The organism is Salmonella enterica subsp. diarizonae (genome assembly GCF_008692785.1).
Classification (GTDB): domain Bacteria; phylum Pseudomonadota; class Gammaproteobacteria; order Enterobacterales; family Enterobacteriaceae; genus Salmonella; species Salmonella diarizonae.
In genome coordinates, this window is record NZ_VXJV01000001.1 from 397,372 (window position 1) to 413,102 (window position 15,731).

Annotated in this window: 12 protein-coding genes and 1 pseudogene; 5 read left to right on the forward strand and 8 right to left on the reverse strand. The window is 49.1% G+C overall.

Annotation, left to right across the window (positions count from 1 at the left end; genetic code table 11):
• Positions 1–85: 85 nt before the first annotated feature.
• On the forward strand, positions 86–541 hold the full coding sequence (locus F4V72_RS01915; protein WP_023249231.1) for a multidrug/biocide efflux PACE transporter: 456 nt from the start codon (positions 86–88) through the stop codon (positions 539–541).
• 141 nt (positions 542–682) lie between these two features.
• Positions 683–1,912 (forward strand): amino acid permease, encoded by a 1,230-nt coding sequence (locus F4V72_RS01920; RefSeq protein WP_053510919.1) that lies wholly within the window; start codon positions 683–685, stop codon positions 1,910–1,912.
• Between the two features lie 30 nt (positions 1,913–1,942).
• Here the strand turns inward: F4V72_RS01920 and rcnR are convergent, their stop codons facing one another.
• Complete coding sequence (gene rcnR / locus F4V72_RS01925) at positions 1,943–2,215, reverse strand: Ni(II)/Co(II)-binding transcriptional repressor RcnR (protein ID WP_000019952.1); 273 nt, start codon at positions 2,213–2,215, stop codon at positions 1,943–1,945.
• 121 nt (positions 2,216–2,336) lie between these two features.
• Here rcnR and F4V72_RS01930 point away from each other — a divergent pair, with 121 nt between their 5' ends.
• The 3 genes from F4V72_RS01930 (at position 2,337) to F4V72_RS01940 (ending at position 7,896) form a co-directional block, all read left to right on the forward strand.
• On the forward strand, positions 2,337–3,200 hold the full coding sequence (locus F4V72_RS01930) for a nickel/cobalt efflux protein RcnA (RefSeq protein WP_121768164.1): 864 nt from the start codon (positions 2,337–2,339) through the stop codon (positions 3,198–3,200).
• Positions 3,201–3,629: 429 nt separating this feature from the next.
• Complete coding sequence (locus F4V72_RS01935) at positions 3,630–4,490, forward strand: helix-turn-helix domain-containing protein (protein ID WP_023249228.1); 861 nt, start codon at positions 3,630–3,632, stop codon at positions 4,488–4,490.
• A gap of 640 nt (positions 4,491–5,130) precedes the next feature.
• Positions 5,131–7,896: an autotransporter outer membrane beta-barrel domain-containing protein gene (locus F4V72_RS01940; protein ID WP_232081659.1), complete on the forward strand. Its 2,766-nt coding sequence runs from the start codon at positions 5,131–5,133 to the stop codon at positions 7,894–7,896.
• A 216-nt stretch (positions 7,897–8,112) separates the two neighbouring features.
• Here F4V72_RS01940 and sodC read toward each other — a convergent pair whose 3' ends face one another.
• The 7 genes and pseudogenes from sodC to F4V72_RS01975 all read right to left on the reverse strand — a co-directional run bounded on the left by sodC (position 8,113) and on the right by F4V72_RS01975 (position 15,190).
• Positions 8,113–8,643: a superoxide dismutase family protein gene (gene sodC / locus F4V72_RS01945; protein ID WP_114049059.1), complete on the reverse strand. Its 531-nt coding sequence runs from the start codon at positions 8,641–8,643 to the stop codon at positions 8,113–8,115.
• Between the two features lie 129 nt (positions 8,644–8,772).
• Complete coding sequence (locus F4V72_RS01950; RefSeq protein ID WP_136058601.1) at positions 8,773–9,537, reverse strand: transcriptional regulator; 765 nt, start codon at positions 9,535–9,537, stop codon at positions 8,773–8,775.
• Positions 9,521–10,029, reverse strand: a pseudogene (locus tag F4V72_RS01955) (CaiF/GrlA family transcriptional regulator). Before F4V72_RS01955 ends, F4V72_RS01950 begins: the two are co-directional and overlap by 17 nt.
• 110 nt (positions 10,030–10,139) lie before the next feature.
• Positions 10,140–11,210: a fimbrial protein gene (locus F4V72_RS01960; protein ID WP_136058020.1), complete on the reverse strand. Its 1,071-nt coding sequence runs from the start codon at positions 11,208–11,210 to the stop codon at positions 10,140–10,142.
• Positions 11,207–11,950 (reverse strand): fimbrial biogenesis chaperone StdC, encoded by a 744-nt coding sequence (gene stdC / locus F4V72_RS01965; RefSeq protein ID WP_136058019.1) that lies wholly within the window; start codon positions 11,948–11,950, stop codon positions 11,207–11,209. Before stdC ends, F4V72_RS01960 begins: the two co-directional genes overlap by 4 nt.
• 40 nt (positions 11,951–11,990) lie before the next feature.
• Complete coding sequence (gene stdB / locus F4V72_RS01970; protein WP_136058018.1) at positions 11,991–14,480, reverse strand: fimbrial outer membrane usher protein StdB; 2,490 nt, start codon at positions 14,478–14,480, stop codon at positions 11,991–11,993.
• Positions 14,481–14,599: 119 nt separating this feature from the next.
• Positions 14,600–15,190, reverse strand: a complete 591-nt coding sequence (locus tag F4V72_RS01975) for a fimbrial protein (RefSeq protein WP_136058017.1) — start codon at positions 15,188–15,190, stop codon at positions 14,600–14,602.
• Between the last annotated feature and the right edge of the window lie 541 nt (positions 15,191–15,731).

The following is a 15,731-nucleotide window of genomic DNA, read 5'->3' on the forward strand; positions in this document are numbered from 1 at the left end:
ATGGATGTTATCTTTTATGTATCATATTAAACGATAAAATAGCTGAAATTTTTTTAGTCTGGTGAAGAGTAAGGTTTTTTCGTTTATGCAACATGACGCAATACAACGTCGCTCGCTGCCGGAGCGTATTTTCCATGCTGTCTGTTTTGAAGGTATCGCGACTGCGATACTGGCGCCTGCTACCGCCTGGCTAATGCAGCGCTCGGTACTGGAGATGGGCGGCCTGACGATATTGCTGGCAACGACGGCCATGATCTGGAATATCATTTATAACGTTCTGTTTGATCGGCTGTGGCCGACGCACCGGGTGAGACGAACCGCCAAAGTCCGCGCGTTCCATGCGTTAGGGTTTGAAAGCGGGTTTATCGTCATCGGCGTGAGTATCGTCGCCTGGGTACTGAACGTCAGCCTGCTACAGGCATTCACTCTGGAAATTAGTTTCTTCTTGTTCTTTTTGCCGTACACGATGCTGTACAACTGGGCATATGATGTTTTACGCCAGCGAATAGTGACTCGCCGCCAACAACACGTTAGTGCATGATATTGCTCTTTTTTGCCGGGATCGCAACTGTTCCGGCGCCCTTACTCCGCGACATCTACCTGCTTAAAACGCCCCCAACTGACGCTATTTATGGTAAATTACGCTTCTTTTTGTGTGTTTTATAGTTGATAAATTCAAATAATGTCTAAAATTTGGTCAAAAGATGAGACTCTCTGGAGTTTTGCATTATACGGAACGGCTGTAGGCGCAGGCACCCTTTTCCTTCCCATCCAGTTGGGATCAGCAGGCGCAATCGTGCTATTTATTACCGCGCTGGTCGCCTGGCCTCTAACATACTGGCCACATAAGGCGCTGTGTCAGTTTATTCTTTCTTCAAAGACTTCTGCAGGTGAGGGAATTACTGGTGCCGTTACTCATTATTACGGCAAGAAAATCGGCAGTATTATCACCGCGCTTTATTTCATTGCGTTTTTTGTCGTGGTATTAATTTATGCTGTGGCTATTACCAACTCCCTGACAGAGCAATTAGCGAAGCATATTCAGATAGATATTCGCATCCGGATGTTAGTTAGCTTCGGCGTAGTACTTATCCTGAATATGATTTTTTTAATGGGAAGACATGTCACTATTCGCGTAATGGGCTTTTTGGTCTTTCCGCTTATCGCTTACTTCTTGTTTCTTTCGCTATACTTAACCGGAAGCTGGCAACCCTCGTTACTGACCGGGCAAATGTCTTTTGATAGTCACACGCTGCACCAGGTATGGATTTCTATTCCGGTGATGGTTTTTGCTTTTAGCCATACGCCCATTATTTCGACGTTTGCCATCGACAGACGGGAAAATTTTGGCGAGCAGGCCATGGGTAAATGCAAAAAGATCATGAAGGTCGCCTACCTGATTATCTGCCTGAGCGTGCTGTTCTTTGTCTTTAGCTGCCTGCTCTCCATTCCGCCATCATACATTGAAGACGCTCGCAACGAAGGTGTTACCATCCTTTCCGCGCTCTCGATGATGCCCAATGCGCCGGCCTGGCTCTCTATTTCCGGTATTATCGTTGCCGTCGTGGCCATGTCGAAATCTTTCCTCGGCACCTATTTCGGCGTCATTGAGGGCGCAACCGAAATGGTAAGAACCACCTTACAGCAGGTCGGCGTGAAAAAAAGCCGGGCGTTCAATCGCGCACTGTCTATCATGCTGGTTTCCGGGATTACGTTTATTATTTGCTGTATTAACCCGAACGCCATTTCAATGATTTATGCCATTAGCGGCCCGCTCATTGCGATGATCCTATTTATTATGCCCACATTGTCAACGTACCTGATACCGGCATTAAAACCCTATCGTTCAGTAGGTAATTTCATTACGTTGGTAGTCGGTTTACTTTGCGTATCGGTGATGTTTTTCGGCTAAAGGAGAAGATAGCCGGGATATGACTCCCGGCTATTTTATATAAGAATCCAGCACCTTTAATATTACGTCCAGATCTTCTTCACGTCTGGCTTCATCCCCCTGATGGACGATATGCTCGGTCAGATGCCCTTTAATCACCTCGCGCATTAACCCATTTACCGCACCGCGAATCGCAGCGATCTGCTGTAAAACAGCCGCGCATTCATGCGGTTCATCCAGCATTTTTTTTAGCGCTATCACCTGCCCCTGAATCTTGCTGGTTCTGGCTTTAAGCTTTTGTTTGTCCCGGATGGTATGTGACATTACTACACCTTATTAACATTAATAAATACAAATTATAGCATTACGATGCTACTGGGGGGTAGTATTACATACTGGGGGGGAGTAGAATAACGCCCACATAAAACAACTAAGAATCATTCTCATGGGTGAATTTTCAACACTTCTTCAGCAAGGAAACGGCTGGTTCTTCATTCCCAGCGCCATTTTATTAGGCATTTTGCATGGGCTTGAACCCGGGCATTCCAAAACCATGATGGCGGCCTTTATCATTGCCATAAAAGGCACGGTTAAACAGGCAGTTATGCTCGGCCTGGCGGCAACGCTTTCTCACACAGGGATCGTCTGGTTAATCGCGCTGGGTGGGATGTATCTTAGCCGGGCCTTCACCGCTGAATCAGTGGAACCATGGCTGCAGTTGATTTCCGCGATCATTATTCTGAGCACCGCGTGCTGGATGTTCTGGCGGACATGGCGAGGCGAGCAGCAGTGGCTGGCGGGAAATCACCATGACCACGACCACGACCACGACCACGACCACGACCACGACCACGACCACGACCACGACCACGACCACGACCACGACCATCATGGTCACATACATCCGGAAGGCGCAATGTCAAAAGCGTATCAGGATGCCCATGAACGCGCCCATGCTGCCGATATTCAACGCCGTTTTCATGGTCAAAAAGTGACAAATGGACAGATCCTGCTGTTCGGCCTGACCGGAGGGCTTATCCCCTGTCCGGCTGCGATCACTGTTTTACTGATTTGTATCCAGCTTAACGCGTTTACGCTGGGCGCCACGATGGTGCTGTGCTTTAGTCTTGGCCTGGCATTAACGCTGGTGACGGTAGGCGTTGGCGCGGCGATAAGCGTTCAACAGGCAGCAAAGCGCTGGAGTGGTTTTACGACGCTCGCCCGGCGGGCCCCCTATTTTTCGAGCGTTCTGATTGGTCTGGTCGGTCTGTATATGGGGTTTCATGGCTATACCGGGATTATGCAGTAAATACGTAACGCTTCTGCTCAGGTCGTATCATTATTCTGGCGTCTTTTCGCGTCGCTCCTGCGGATTGCTGTTTACCTTCGATCTTGCCGGGTCATTTTCCCGGACATGCAGATAGCATCAGTTTACGTATTTGGGATTAACCCGTGTGTTGCATCGTCGATGTTAACGGGGGCGGGAAAAAGCGAAAGAAAGATCGATACCCATTTTTATCAACCTAAAAAGGAGCTCCCCCCGCTGGGTTTTCAGTCGCTGGGGCGGTATCGTTTCTGACCTTTCAACTTCATCATACTGCCCCTATAACCCGAGCAGTAAGAATTTGCGTGTTAATGCGTGTGTTTCTACAGTCAGAGCAACCTGTCTCCGGCTTTTTGCACAAAATGAGCATACTGTATAAGATTTTTCCGCTAATATGGCAGGCGTCAACGGGAGATGAGCTATGAAAAAAAAATAGTGCAGCATTTTGTAAGATGGATTGAGGATCACATTGAAGAGGATAAAACAATTGATGATTTAGTTAATTATACCGGATACAGTCGCAGAGCGGTCCAACTAATGTTTAAAAAGGAATTTGGTTTACCGGTCGGGACTTATATGCGGCAGAGAAAAATGTGCCGGGCGGCAACACTTCTACGCTTGACAAAACTCAGCGTTATTGAAATTGCCCACCGAGTTCATTTTGGCGGCGCACAAAACTTTGGCAGGGCATTTAAGCGTACATTTAATATGACCCCGACAGAGTACAGAAATTTACCCTCATGGGATTTATCTTTACTCGTATCAGCTATTAATTTTGATAACTGCTGGCACGTTGATAGCTGTATAATCGAGCGTTCCGGAATATATGTTAGTGGCGACGAATGTTTCTATCAGCAAAAAATTTTGCGTACTCCAACATTAGAATCAAAAAGAAATAGACTAAAGAAAATACGGTATTATTCCGAATTATATAAAACTGACATTGTTATTGCGTCAAATTTTTTACCACCGAGAAATCGATATTCAGCTATTCGTGATGTTATTGATATTACTATGTTATCGGGTGTCGAAGTAGAGAAAAAATCTGCAAAACATGATACTTTCTACATAGAAGGCGGACGTTATATTAAATTTGTATTTAATGGCAAGTGGAGCGATTATTCAAAATTTAGCCACTATATTTATATGAATATTTTACCAAAAACAAAACTACACCGACGGAGTGGCGCAGATATAGAACTCTTTCATTATACAATCAATTTCTATGATGATGATCCAGAGTTTATATGTGATTATTTTATCCCAGTAGATTAACTAGCAGTTCAAGTCTATGTTAGAGAAAACTTTAGCTCAGGGAATATATAATTAAACCTTTTGTCATCATGTGAGTAGTCTTCATCATAAAAATGACAACTAAAAAAATAAACCTTAACAATAATAATGTAATTACATGATATGTGAGCGACCTGCTATCTGAAATGGTCGCGACCGTTTCGAAGAAACACGGTGTAAGACTACAGATGCGTTCTCTGCTGCACCCTATAACGAAACTAATGGAATAATCAATGAATACAAACGGCTTCAGTTTCGAAGGATTTACTAGCTTTACCGGTATGCTGACGGTTTGGTTTATGACCTGGTATATGACTAACGGGTTACAAAACTATTACTCATCGTATTTTTCATCATTTATTATTTCATAGCGCTTAATGATTCAGGATAATTTTATGCAAAATAGTTTTTTCTGGTATGGTTAATACGCTTTGTAAATTTCACTCTAAAAACATAACCATATGAATTTATCAGCATAGAGGAGATGTTTTGATACACATAGTAATTTAGAGTTTACCTCCATTTCGTATTATGCCAGGTATAACCTTTTATTATTACTGATTTTCGTACATTAGTAATATTTTTTAGCAAGACATTCGTCATAAATAAGGCTTTAGAACTTGTGAAATTAAATTTTTTTGGTTTTATCTCCAGTGCTCTGTATTACCACACAGCAGTATTTGCCGCGGATTACAATCACAACATCATAGACTATCATCAAATATTGACCAATGGCGACTCTGTTACAGACAGTACGGTTGTGTCATCCGGTCGGCTTACTCTCGATAATGGTGCCAGAAGTAATGGTATAAATATTGAGTCTGGTGGTATTATGGAGGTAAATAAAAACGCGACAGATGAGTCATCCATTATCCATACAGGTGGAATTCAGTATGTCGATGGTTTTGCATTAAATACAACCATTTCCGGCGAGCAAAAAATATCAGGATTGGTAGAAGGCACCCTTATTAAAGGTGGATATCAGTCTGTTTATGGTTCAGGGCAGGCAATAAATACAACATTAAGTAATAGTGGAGTTCAATATGTATCCGGCATTGCTAAAAATACGATAATCGAGTCCGGACAGCAATATATTCAGTCTGGAGGCAAAGCCAGTGATACCACTATTAACAATGGAGGTATTCAGAATGTGGAGGGCGGTTCTGTCACGGACTCGATCATTAATGATGGGGGTACCCAGAATGTGACTGGCGGTTCTGTCACAAACACGATCATTAATGATGGGGGCACCCAGAATGTGACTGGCGGTTCTGTCACAAACACGATTATTAATGATGGGGGCACCCAGAATGTGACTGGCGGTTCTGTCACGGACACAACCATCAATCACTACGGGGAGCTATACGCACATGGCGGATCTGTATCGAATACCGTCATTAATGGCGGACGCCTTGATGCTGCGAACTTATCAACCGTTATTAAAAACACCGTTGTGAATAATGGTGGGCATTTCGAAGTATTAAATGGAAATATCACTGATACCACTATTAATAACGGTTCTCAGAATATACGCGGGAACACCTTAGTTTCCGGTACCGTCATTAATAATGGTGGGCGCCTGGCCGTATTTGATAATTCTGTAGCCACTGATACCACTGTTACTCACGGAGGAGCCGTGTATGTATATAGCGGAACGGTAAATAATGTGGACGTATCAGGTCAGGATGCCGGGCTCTACCTTGAACCTGCAAGGAACAACATGAAGCCTGTTATTACAGGAGACATCACCATTTCGGACAAAGGACGGATTGTTTTAAGTTACGGCGCGGACTCATCCGGCGCAGATATGACGGTGAGTAATGATGCCAGCCTGCAGTTAAACAATGCTGGCGCGTGTACCACAAACTGTCTGTACATTCTGAACAGCCTGGCCCTGTCAGGAGGCAGTGTTGCGCTTTATAACACCCCTCCGGGTGCCTCCACAGGCTGGAATACACTGAATTTATCCAGTCTGTCCGGTAATGGCGATTTTTATATGCACACAGAGGTGGCCAGTGGTAAAGGAGATCTTTTGAACATAACCGGAAATGCGACAGGTTCGTTTCGGTTGTTTGTTCAGGACTCCGGAGTCAGTCCGACTTCAGATGACAGCCTGTTGCTGGTCAAAACAGGAGGAGGAGGTGCTGTTTTTACCCTCGGAAATAAAGGAGGGCTCGTTGAACTGGGCACATGGGAATACAGACTGAAAGAAAATAATAGCGGAAGCTGGTTACTCAGCCCGGATCTGAGACCAGCCCCACAGCCAGACCCGCTGCCACAGCCAGACCCGCTGCCGCAGCCTGACCCGGTGCCGCAGCCTGACCCGGTGCCGCAGCCAGACCCGGCGCCGCAGCCAGACCCCGCGCCGCAGCCTGACCCGGCGCCACAGCCAGACCCGGTGCCACAGCCTGACCCGGCGCCGCAGCCAGACCCGCTGCCGCAGCCAGAATTACCGGCTGAGAATATAAAACGGCGTATTTCGGCATCAACTGCAGCGGTTTTAAATATGGCAGCAGTACAGCCGCTGGTATTTGATGCTGAACTGGAAAGTGTACGGGAGCGTTTGCAAGCCAGAAAAATGGCCGGGCGTGACGACCCATTATGGATGACGCAGTACAATACCCGGAATAACGTCTCCACCTCTGCGGGAGCCGAGTTTAAACAAACGCTTGGAGGTCTGATCATGGGCATTGATCGCCTTTCACAGTATGAAAAGAGTTCGGGTACGCTGGGGGCATTTTTCAGCTATTCACACTCGAATATTGGCTTTTCGCGCGGTGGCGAAGGTTACGTGGACAGCTATTCCTTCGGCGCTTACGCTGGATTACAGCACGAAAGCGGTTTTTATCTGGATAGCATCGCGAAGGCCAATCTTTTCGACAATAACGTTAAGGGGCGAATGAATAACGGAGGCGCTGCGGATGGTGATTATCGTACCTGGGGCATTGGGGCTCACCTGGAAAGCGGGATACGATTAAGCAACAATAACTGGAGTGCGACACCATATATGGCATTTACCGGTTTTACGGGCAGCGCCCGGAAATATGCCCTTTCTAATGGTATGCAGGCTGACGTGGATACTACGCGTATGCTAAGAGCAGAGGCTGGCCTGGGTATGGATTATCGCCTGATACTGAGCAATGGGGGTGAACTACAGCCATGGCTGAAAATTTCTGCACGACAGGAGTTGGCTAATAATAATCAGGTGACTATCAATAACAGGGACCGTTTTAATAATGATCTGTCCGGCATGATAGGTGTATTTCAGACTGGGGTACATGCCAAAATTACGGATAATCTGACAGGGCATCTGAGCGCCGGTTACGGGGATGGGGCCGGAGTACAATCCCCCTGGCGGGCGACGGTAGGCATGTCATGGTCGTTCTGAGATGCTACACGGGGCGGCATGCTGCCCGTCCCGCCGCATAATACGGGCCCCCACCAGACACGTTACCTCGAATAAATATCTGGCTAACCCGGTACAGTGGGCATCTACTGTACCGGGAAGCTATCGCTTCGAGTTTCATTCCAGAAGCATTTTTACTCATCATACTGTTATGAAAGGCCATACATTCAGTGCTCCGCCTGAATGGTTTTCTGTCGTTTATTCTACTACACCACAGGCAAAACGCGCCCCTCCTCCACCAAGTTTAGCTGGGTTATCAGAGTAATTATCCCCGCCAGCATGGATCATCAGAGAATGCCCCTTCAGTTCCGACAGAGATTTCAAGCGGGGAGCCAGCAGTTCATAAGTTGCGGTTCCATCTGCATTCACCACCAGACCAGGTAAATCTCCCAGGTGTCCTTTATCATTGTAAGGCCCCATGTGCTTGCCTGTTTTTCCCGGATCGAGATGCCCGCCCGCCTGCAACGCAGGGACTTCTTTACCATTTTCAAGCCCCGGCAAACAGCTTGGGTGAGTATGCACATGGAAACCATGTATCCCGGCAACAAGACCAGACAAATGTGGCTGAAACAGTAAACCATAAGGTGTTTCTGTTACGGTAATCTCCCCGAGCGCCTTTCCGCTTCCTGAAGGCAGGGCTTCATTCATCGGAATACTCATTGTGGCAGCGGACGTGACTCCAGCCACAAAAAAAACACCTAATATCAATGCGCTGACCCTTTTTTTCATCTTATCCACTCCTGTTATATAGACCTTATAGTTAATGTTTTCAGCCTGAAAATTCCATTACATTTTTGTCATCTTCGTGCCAGATATTCGGCCTGTCGGGGCTATTGTGATGTGGTCGCCGGATGCGGGTTACTGCGGAGCAATAAACGGAGTTCGCTGCAGTGATTTACAAAACCGGGTACCAAACAGCAGTTCCCGTAACCGGTTCCGCATTCCCAGCTTCACCAGTAACCGGTATTTGTCCTGCCAGATTTGCTTCTCCTGCGTATTCAGCCTCCCACATAGCGCTGATAACCTTCCCCGTCCACGGTAAACTTCCTGAAGCAAACGTAACTGGGCCAGGCTCACTCCACATGCCAGTATCTCCCGGTGCATCAGATGGTCCATACAGTTCATCAGCCGCTTCGGACTGTTAAATATCGGTGGCACCTCCAGAAAACCCGTCACCGGGGTCGGTGATAACAGAAACCCCTCCAGTGTTCCCGTCACCCGCAGACGTGCCCCCCCGGACCACTGTTCACCCCGCCGCACCCGGATAAGTATCTCCTCCAGCGCCTGCTCCGGCAGCGCCGGGATACCCCCGTACACCTTCAGTACCACCCGGTCACTGAAAAGCAGCTCATCGCTGATGACCATCACCGGGTGCTCCGGCAGCACCTGCCTCAGGGCATAGAACAAAAAGAGATGTTCACGGGGACGCAAACACAGTATCAGTATGGCCTCCGGTTTCCGGCGCAGTTGCTGCAACAGCGCTGGCAGCCTATATGTGCTTTCACAGTCGCTGCCCGGCAGAAATGTCCGGACCAGATGTGCCACAGCGGTCGTCACCGGCCAGCAGTCACCGAGAATAATAACCTGCCGGGGCGTGACTGACCGGTTATACGTCGTCGCCATCATTCACTTTCCTTTTCAGGATTTTTCCCGCATTCTGTTACTGCACAGCCGGTTCCACAGTTCATTTGCCATCGACCTGTCACCGTTACCGACCCGGCGTTTTGATACCGGCGGCGGTCCGGCCTTTTCACGGCGCGTGGACGGGGTGGGGCTGTCAAGAACCCGGAAAACATAAATTTCATAGCGCAGGGCTTTATTGGGCAGGGTCTGGTGACGGCAGACGCTGACCACCCGTGATGTTTTGCTTCGCAGGTAGGCAATCAGGTAGCTGGCCCGTCTGGCCGTGATGTGAAACGCCTCTGATATCTGGTTACGCTGCACCCAGTTCTGCTGCAACAGACACCAGTGTGCCACGATGATATACAGGGGCTCGCCGGCATACTGGCGGACACTTTCCGGAATAAAGCAGGCATCATGGTTGGTCTGTCCGGGATAATGAATATCGTTACCTGAAAAAACTATCTTTTCTTTTGTTTTTTTATCAGAAGACATGCAGACTCTCCGTTTTTTTGTGAAAAAGACCGAGAAGCAAAAAAAAATAATCATAAAGATAAATTCATATCTATTTTTAATTAACTATCAGTAAATGGCATTTAATCCTGTTAATTGTAAGTAACAATAACTGTCATTGCTGCCGAAAAATCACCTGTTTTAATTTTCGCTCCTGGTATGGCTTCTACTTTTGCTTTGTAGTGCTTTATAATTCTGCCACCGGCACCGTTATCAAGATGGATAGGTCCCATATCTGCTTTCATATTAAATTTAACTGGTGTGTCATTATCCACATCAATTACCGACAGTCCGAAGCCATTGTTTTCTTGTTTATTATTCTTAAGAATCACGGTGCTGTCAGCATCTGCCAGTGTCAGACCGTTGGTCCTGAACTCTATAGCCAGTGGGGCGACGAACGGGATCTGCGTTCCGACATTCTGTTGTGCTGTAACGGTGAAAGGTACTTCCCTGGGCACCATGGTTTCCTTATATTCCGTATAAAAACGCCCCATATTGATGGTAGTAGAAGGAGAGATAATAACCCTGCCTGAGTTGTCAGGAATCATTCTGATATTAAAGGCGGAAACCGACAAAGATGTATACGGTTTAGATGGTGGCGGTACGGTTGATGGTTTATAGGGAAGAATATCAAATGTACTTGCCGGAATGTTTATGTTCAAAAAACCATATTTAAAACTTTGTTCAACATAAATACGTACAGTAAGTTTTCCACTCAGATTATATGTTTTATTCTGTTCCAACTCTTGCCCAAATATCTTTGAGCTGGCCCAGCCGGCAAAACCTGCCTGTATCTCCCGCCATGAAAAATTAACAGGATCTCGACTACCCTCCTGAATAAACAGCTCAATACCAAGACCGCTCTTTTTCAGGGCATCCACCATTGGTTGCACATTCTTAAGACTGATAGTGGCATTATAAGGTTCTGAATAAGTTTTAATTGTAGTGATGCAGGTATAACTGAAGGGAATGTCTTTAATTTTCTGCAGTTCATCACCTGCGCTATATTGCCCTGCTTTAATATTAATATTCTGGATGTTAACACTCCCAGTGGCATTACAATATGACCAGTCGATATTTGCCCGTGCAGAATCACTGACAGCAAAAAACAGAAACACACCTGACAGTATCAGTGATTTCATATTGAATAATCGTTCTGTCATGATGTCGCCCCTGCGTCCTTAAACGCGCAGTTCAGGGCATCACAGGCGTAGCGGTTCATCTGCAGTCCGCCGTAATCATCAATATACCCCACCCACAGCGTCCGGGTTTCTGCCGGCAGAACAGCCTTTAAAGGCAGGCTCCCCAGGGGCGGCACCATCACGCCCTCGCGGAAACCGCTGAGCCTGTGGCTGCGGTCTGCTCCCAGCCACGCCACAGTGATGTAGTACGGCGTCGGATTTTTTAATGTCAGGCGCCCCGCTTCCCGTTCAGCAGTCAGCTTTCTTTCCGGCTGGTCACTGCTGCTTCTGATAATGGCTTTCGGACGGTAAAACAGTTTCAGCTGGCTCTGCATGGCCAGTTGCAGGACGTTGTCGTCTTCCGGCTTCGGGGGAACGCCCCGCACGTTAAACCAGAACAGCGTTTCCCTGTCCTGAGGGAGCTTGTCTGTCAGCCCGCGAACCTGGGTGATACGGACCTGGGATTTCTGTCCGGCATCAATACGCTGCAGCGGTGGCAGCGCCATCAGCGCATCCGTTCTCACCCCGTCAGCATCCGTCACCCAGGACTGCGCCAGGAACGGCGTGGTTTTGTCATCGTTATTCAGCGTGATGGCCACCGTTTTCTGCGGCGCATCCATGATAATACGGGTCCGGTCGACGTTGACGGCCGCCGGGCTGCACTGGCTCCATGCTGCCACCAGTGCGAGTAAAATCACACGGCTTATTCTGCTGTTTTTCACCTGTTTTCTCCTTTAGTCCTGCTCTGTGACAGGGATATTTTTATCTGCAGGGCAGTAACAGCGGCCCCCGGCTGAGTGTCACCGTTTCCGGCAGGGTGAGCCTGCACTGCACCCGGCCATCCCAGGACACATTCAGGGTCCGGCGGTCTTCCCCGCTGAGTCCGGTCAGGTAAGCCAGACCGTCATCCCCGACCATCCCTGCGGTTCTGCCGGTTTTCCCGGACACCACCAGGGAGCCAAACGGCGGACTGGCGCCGTCCGCCAGCCGGATATGACCGAGCACCTGCTCCCCCTGGCTGGCGTCAATCTTCCGGTAGCCCACCGCGCCTTCCGTCAGCACCTGGCTGATGACGGAGCTGCTGACGTCCACGTCCTCCGGCAGGGAGGCCACATCAACCGAAATATCGCTGCGGCGGTAGCTGCTGCCGGCGCTCACCACGCCCACCCCGAAGCGGTTGGTCACCCCGCTGTTGCCGTTCACCGGCACACCGGCCACGTCTCCGGTATCTATCATCATGCGGGGCTCATTCCCGGCCATCGACTGGCTGAAAGCGGCACCGTGGGCGGTGGCAGTCACCGAGCCGTACCAGCTCAGGCCCAGGCTGCGGTACTGTCCGGGCTGCAGGGTGGCGTCCGCTGCCGCCTGGCCCCACGGCAGACGGCTCTGCACACTGCCGCTGAAGCTGCTGTTGCTGCCGGTGTCATAACGGTTATGGCCGGCGCTGATGTTCCATGTGGTGTCCGGGTTATGGAAATCGCTGTAATTTACGTTCTGCTGCAGGCCGCCCCGGTTATCCTTCTGCACGCTGTAGCTCACCTGGCGACTGTCGCCCCACGGGATACTGATGGTGGCGTAGACCTGGTTCTGGCTGCCCCCGCCGGTGTACTGGTTACGGGCAAATGACACCGAGGCCGAAAGCCCCTGAAGGTCGCCGAGACTGAACACTTTGTTGAGGCTGAGCATGTAGTTATTGTTGGACTGTGCATTCCAGTAATTGAGCCGGCTTACCGAGAGGGCCGCGCTCATGTTGAGTACCGGAACGGACTGGCTGTAAGTCACGGTGTAGCTCTGTTTTTCATGCCACGCATCGCCGCCGTCGGTGGCCCGGCGTTGCAGGTATTCCGGCATGGACAGAAAATGGCGGTCCGAGAACCGGTATCCGACGAACGCCAGGGTGCTGCCGGTTTTATCAAACGTTTTGGCATAGTTGATACGGTAGCTGTAACCGGACTGCTTCTGCCCGTGCGGCAGCCGCGCATCTGAACGGGTGACGTCCGCGGAGAGGGCACCCAGCAGCCCCATATTCTGGCCTATCCCGAGCGCAGCGGACCGGTAGTCGCCGGTGGAGGCAATGAGACCGCCGTACAGCGACGTGTTGTTAAATGCTCCCCAGGTGGCCTCCCCGAGCAGGAAGTCAGGGCTGACCGTACTGTTGTTATGCGTCCCGCCGTACAGCGGACGTCCGCCGGCCACCTTATAGCGAACCTGTCCCTGGCGTGCCATAAAGGGGACGCTGGCCGTGTTGACCTGCCAGGTCCGGACGCTGCCGTCGCTTTCGCGCACCGTCACATTCAGGTTGCCGCTGATATTCTGGCTCAGGTCGGGAAGCTCAAAAGGCCCCGGCGACACCCGGGTCTGGTACAGAATGCGGCCGTTCTGGCTGACGGTGACCTGCGCATTACTGTTCGCAATACCGCTGATTTTCGGGGCATATCCCTGCAGGGAGGGCGGCAGCATGCGCTCATCGCTGGCTAAAGTGAGTCCGGCAAAGCGGAAGGAGTCAAAAATAGCGGAACTGAGGTACGTCTGTCCCAGCGTCAGTTTTGAACGCAGTGAGGGCAGAGCACGGAACAGATACGTCTGCGGCAGATAAAAATCGGACTGCGATGCCCCATGTCCGCTGTCAAGGCGGCTGTACTGGTAATCACTGCGCAGCCGCCACGGGCCGAGATTAAACCCGGCGGTGCCGTAGAGGCTGTAGCTGTCAGAGGTCTCCCCCTGCTGCGGCATGTAGCGGCTGGCCATCAGGCTGTAATCGAGCAGTCCGGCGGTGACGCCGTCGCTCCAGCGTGAAGGGGGGACCCAGTCCGGGTCCTGATAGCGCATCCAGGCCTGGGGGATAATGAAGGTCAGACGCTGCTTTTCAGCGCTGTACCGTACCTGACTGTCAGCGGAGCGCAGCTCAAGGCACTGCCCGTCCGGGATACCGGTAACGGGTTTCAGGCCATGAATAATCTTATCCTTAAGACCCAGCATGGCCACCATATCGGTTGTCACACAGATGACGGCCGCATCGCGTCCGGCAGCCGGTACAACCCTGACCGGATACTGTTCCCGTACCGTCTGGTCATTGAGCCAGATATCGAGAATATAGTTACCGGGCGCCACATACCCCTCGCGGCTGAAGGCCGTGAGGTCCACATTGGACAGGTTCCCGCTGTCCAGCAGGCTGGCATTAAACTCCGTGGCCTGCGACTTCAGGACGGAAAATGTCAGGGTAATCAGAATGGCAAGCCGGGTAATTTTCATGGCATGGCGCTTTCGTGTTGTCGTCCGTGTAACAGACAGCCCGCAGGCGTGGTCAGATATAAAAGCCGTCCGAACCCCTCCGTGGACGGCTTATCCCTGTCGTTATTTACCGCGTAAAATCACAGGTATTTCAGGGTGTAGGTGACGGATGCGGTGAAGTCACCGGGCGTGACGCCATTATCCAGTGCTATCAGGCGGGCATAGAAGTTGAGTTCGTTGTTTCCGGCCTGCAGTTGCTGAGCGTCGCCATCCGGCATCGGGGTGTTGGGATCGATAATTGTGGAGTTGTCACTCTTCAGTAGCTGGACACCAACATGCAGTGCGCTGCCGCTGGTGGTGTAAGCCTTCTTCGCGACATTGGCTCCGCCAGAGAAAGAGACTATTACTTTAGACATTTTCCCTGCGGAGCCAGCAGGATTTGAACCTGCATCATTCGGATCGAAGGCGCAGTTCTGCAGATGAATGGTGAACGGTTTTGATTCCGTAGTTGCGTCGGCGGCATTCAGTTTACGGTAAGAAATCTGTCCAAACGGAACGGTGATCGCATCGTCACCCGGTGCGATATCGCAGGGTGAATTGGTGATGGTACCAGTGAAAATAATTTTACCTGAGCCGAACGAGCCTGCTGTAGGCGTAGTATCGGCGGCGAATACAGAAGCGCCATACATCATACCGGCAGCCGCCATGGCAAGTATTATTTTATTACGCATAGATAATATGTCCTTTGAATGAGAATTATTTTGCAAAGACTGAAAACAAGTCTGAGGGTATTAATGAAAGCGTTCAGAAAAGATTCGTATAAATAATAAACGTCTGGTGTTAAACGAAGCACCTGAACTTTTCATCGAAAAAATATTGATTTCAGCTAATGCCTGATCAGTTGTAAGAAAATTCTCATGCAAATTAAAACAATAAAAATAGATCGATACGATCGATGATTATGATCGTAATTTAAGAATAATCATCAAAGAAATACTTTTTAATGTAATTATAAGCATATGAATACCTGACAGACAGATATTCTCAGCGAGCAAGAAATATTTTGTAATATGTCATCAAAAATGTATATTTTGCTTTTCTGCCGGAATGAACATTTACAAAACATAATGCTAATCACACATAAAAAAGCAATCATTAGCAGAATAAAAACCCACACAATTCATTAACAAAAGACATTTAATGCCAAAATATTAACTTAACAAATAACTATGAACCATCATAAGTAGAAATACTAAAAAATAATAAATGAAA

Excerpts from the sequence above, each read along its gene's own strand:
- F4V72_RS01915 (WP_023249231.1), top strand. The coding sequence starts at position 86 with ATGCAACATGACGCAATACAACGTCGCTCGCTGCCGGAGCGTATTTTC.
- F4V72_RS01920 (WP_053510919.1), top strand. The coding sequence starts at position 683 with ATGTCTAAAATTTGGTCAAAAGATGAGACTCTCTGGAGTTTTGCATTA.
- rcnR (WP_000019952.1), bottom strand. The coding sequence starts at position 2,215 with ATGTCACATACCATCCGGGACAAACAAAAGCTTAAAGCCAGAACCAGC.
- F4V72_RS01930 (WP_121768164.1), top strand. The coding sequence starts at position 2,337 with ATGGGTGAATTTTCAACACTTCTTCAGCAAGGAAACGGCTGGTTCTTC.
- F4V72_RS01935 (WP_023249228.1), top strand. The coding sequence starts at position 3,630 with ATGAGCTATGAAAAAAAAATAGTGCAGCATTTTGTAAGATGGATTGAG.
- sodC (WP_114049059.1), bottom strand. The coding sequence starts at position 8,643 with ATGAAAAAAAGGGTCAGCGCATTGATATTAGGTGTTTTTTTTGTGGCT.
- F4V72_RS01950 (WP_136058601.1), bottom strand. The coding sequence starts at position 9,537 with ATGGCGACGACGTATAACCGGTCAGTCACGCCCCGGCAGGTTATTATT.
- F4V72_RS01960 (WP_136058020.1), bottom strand. The coding sequence starts at position 11,210 with ATGACAGAACGATTATTCAATATGAAATCACTGATACTGTCAGGTGTG.
- stdB (WP_136058018.1), bottom strand. The coding sequence starts at position 14,480 with ATGAAAATTACCCGGCTTGCCATTCTGATTACCCTGACATTTTCCGTC.
- F4V72_RS01975 (WP_136058017.1), bottom strand. The coding sequence starts at position 15,190 with ATGCGTAATAAAATAATACTTGCCATGGCGGCTGCCGGTATGATGTAT.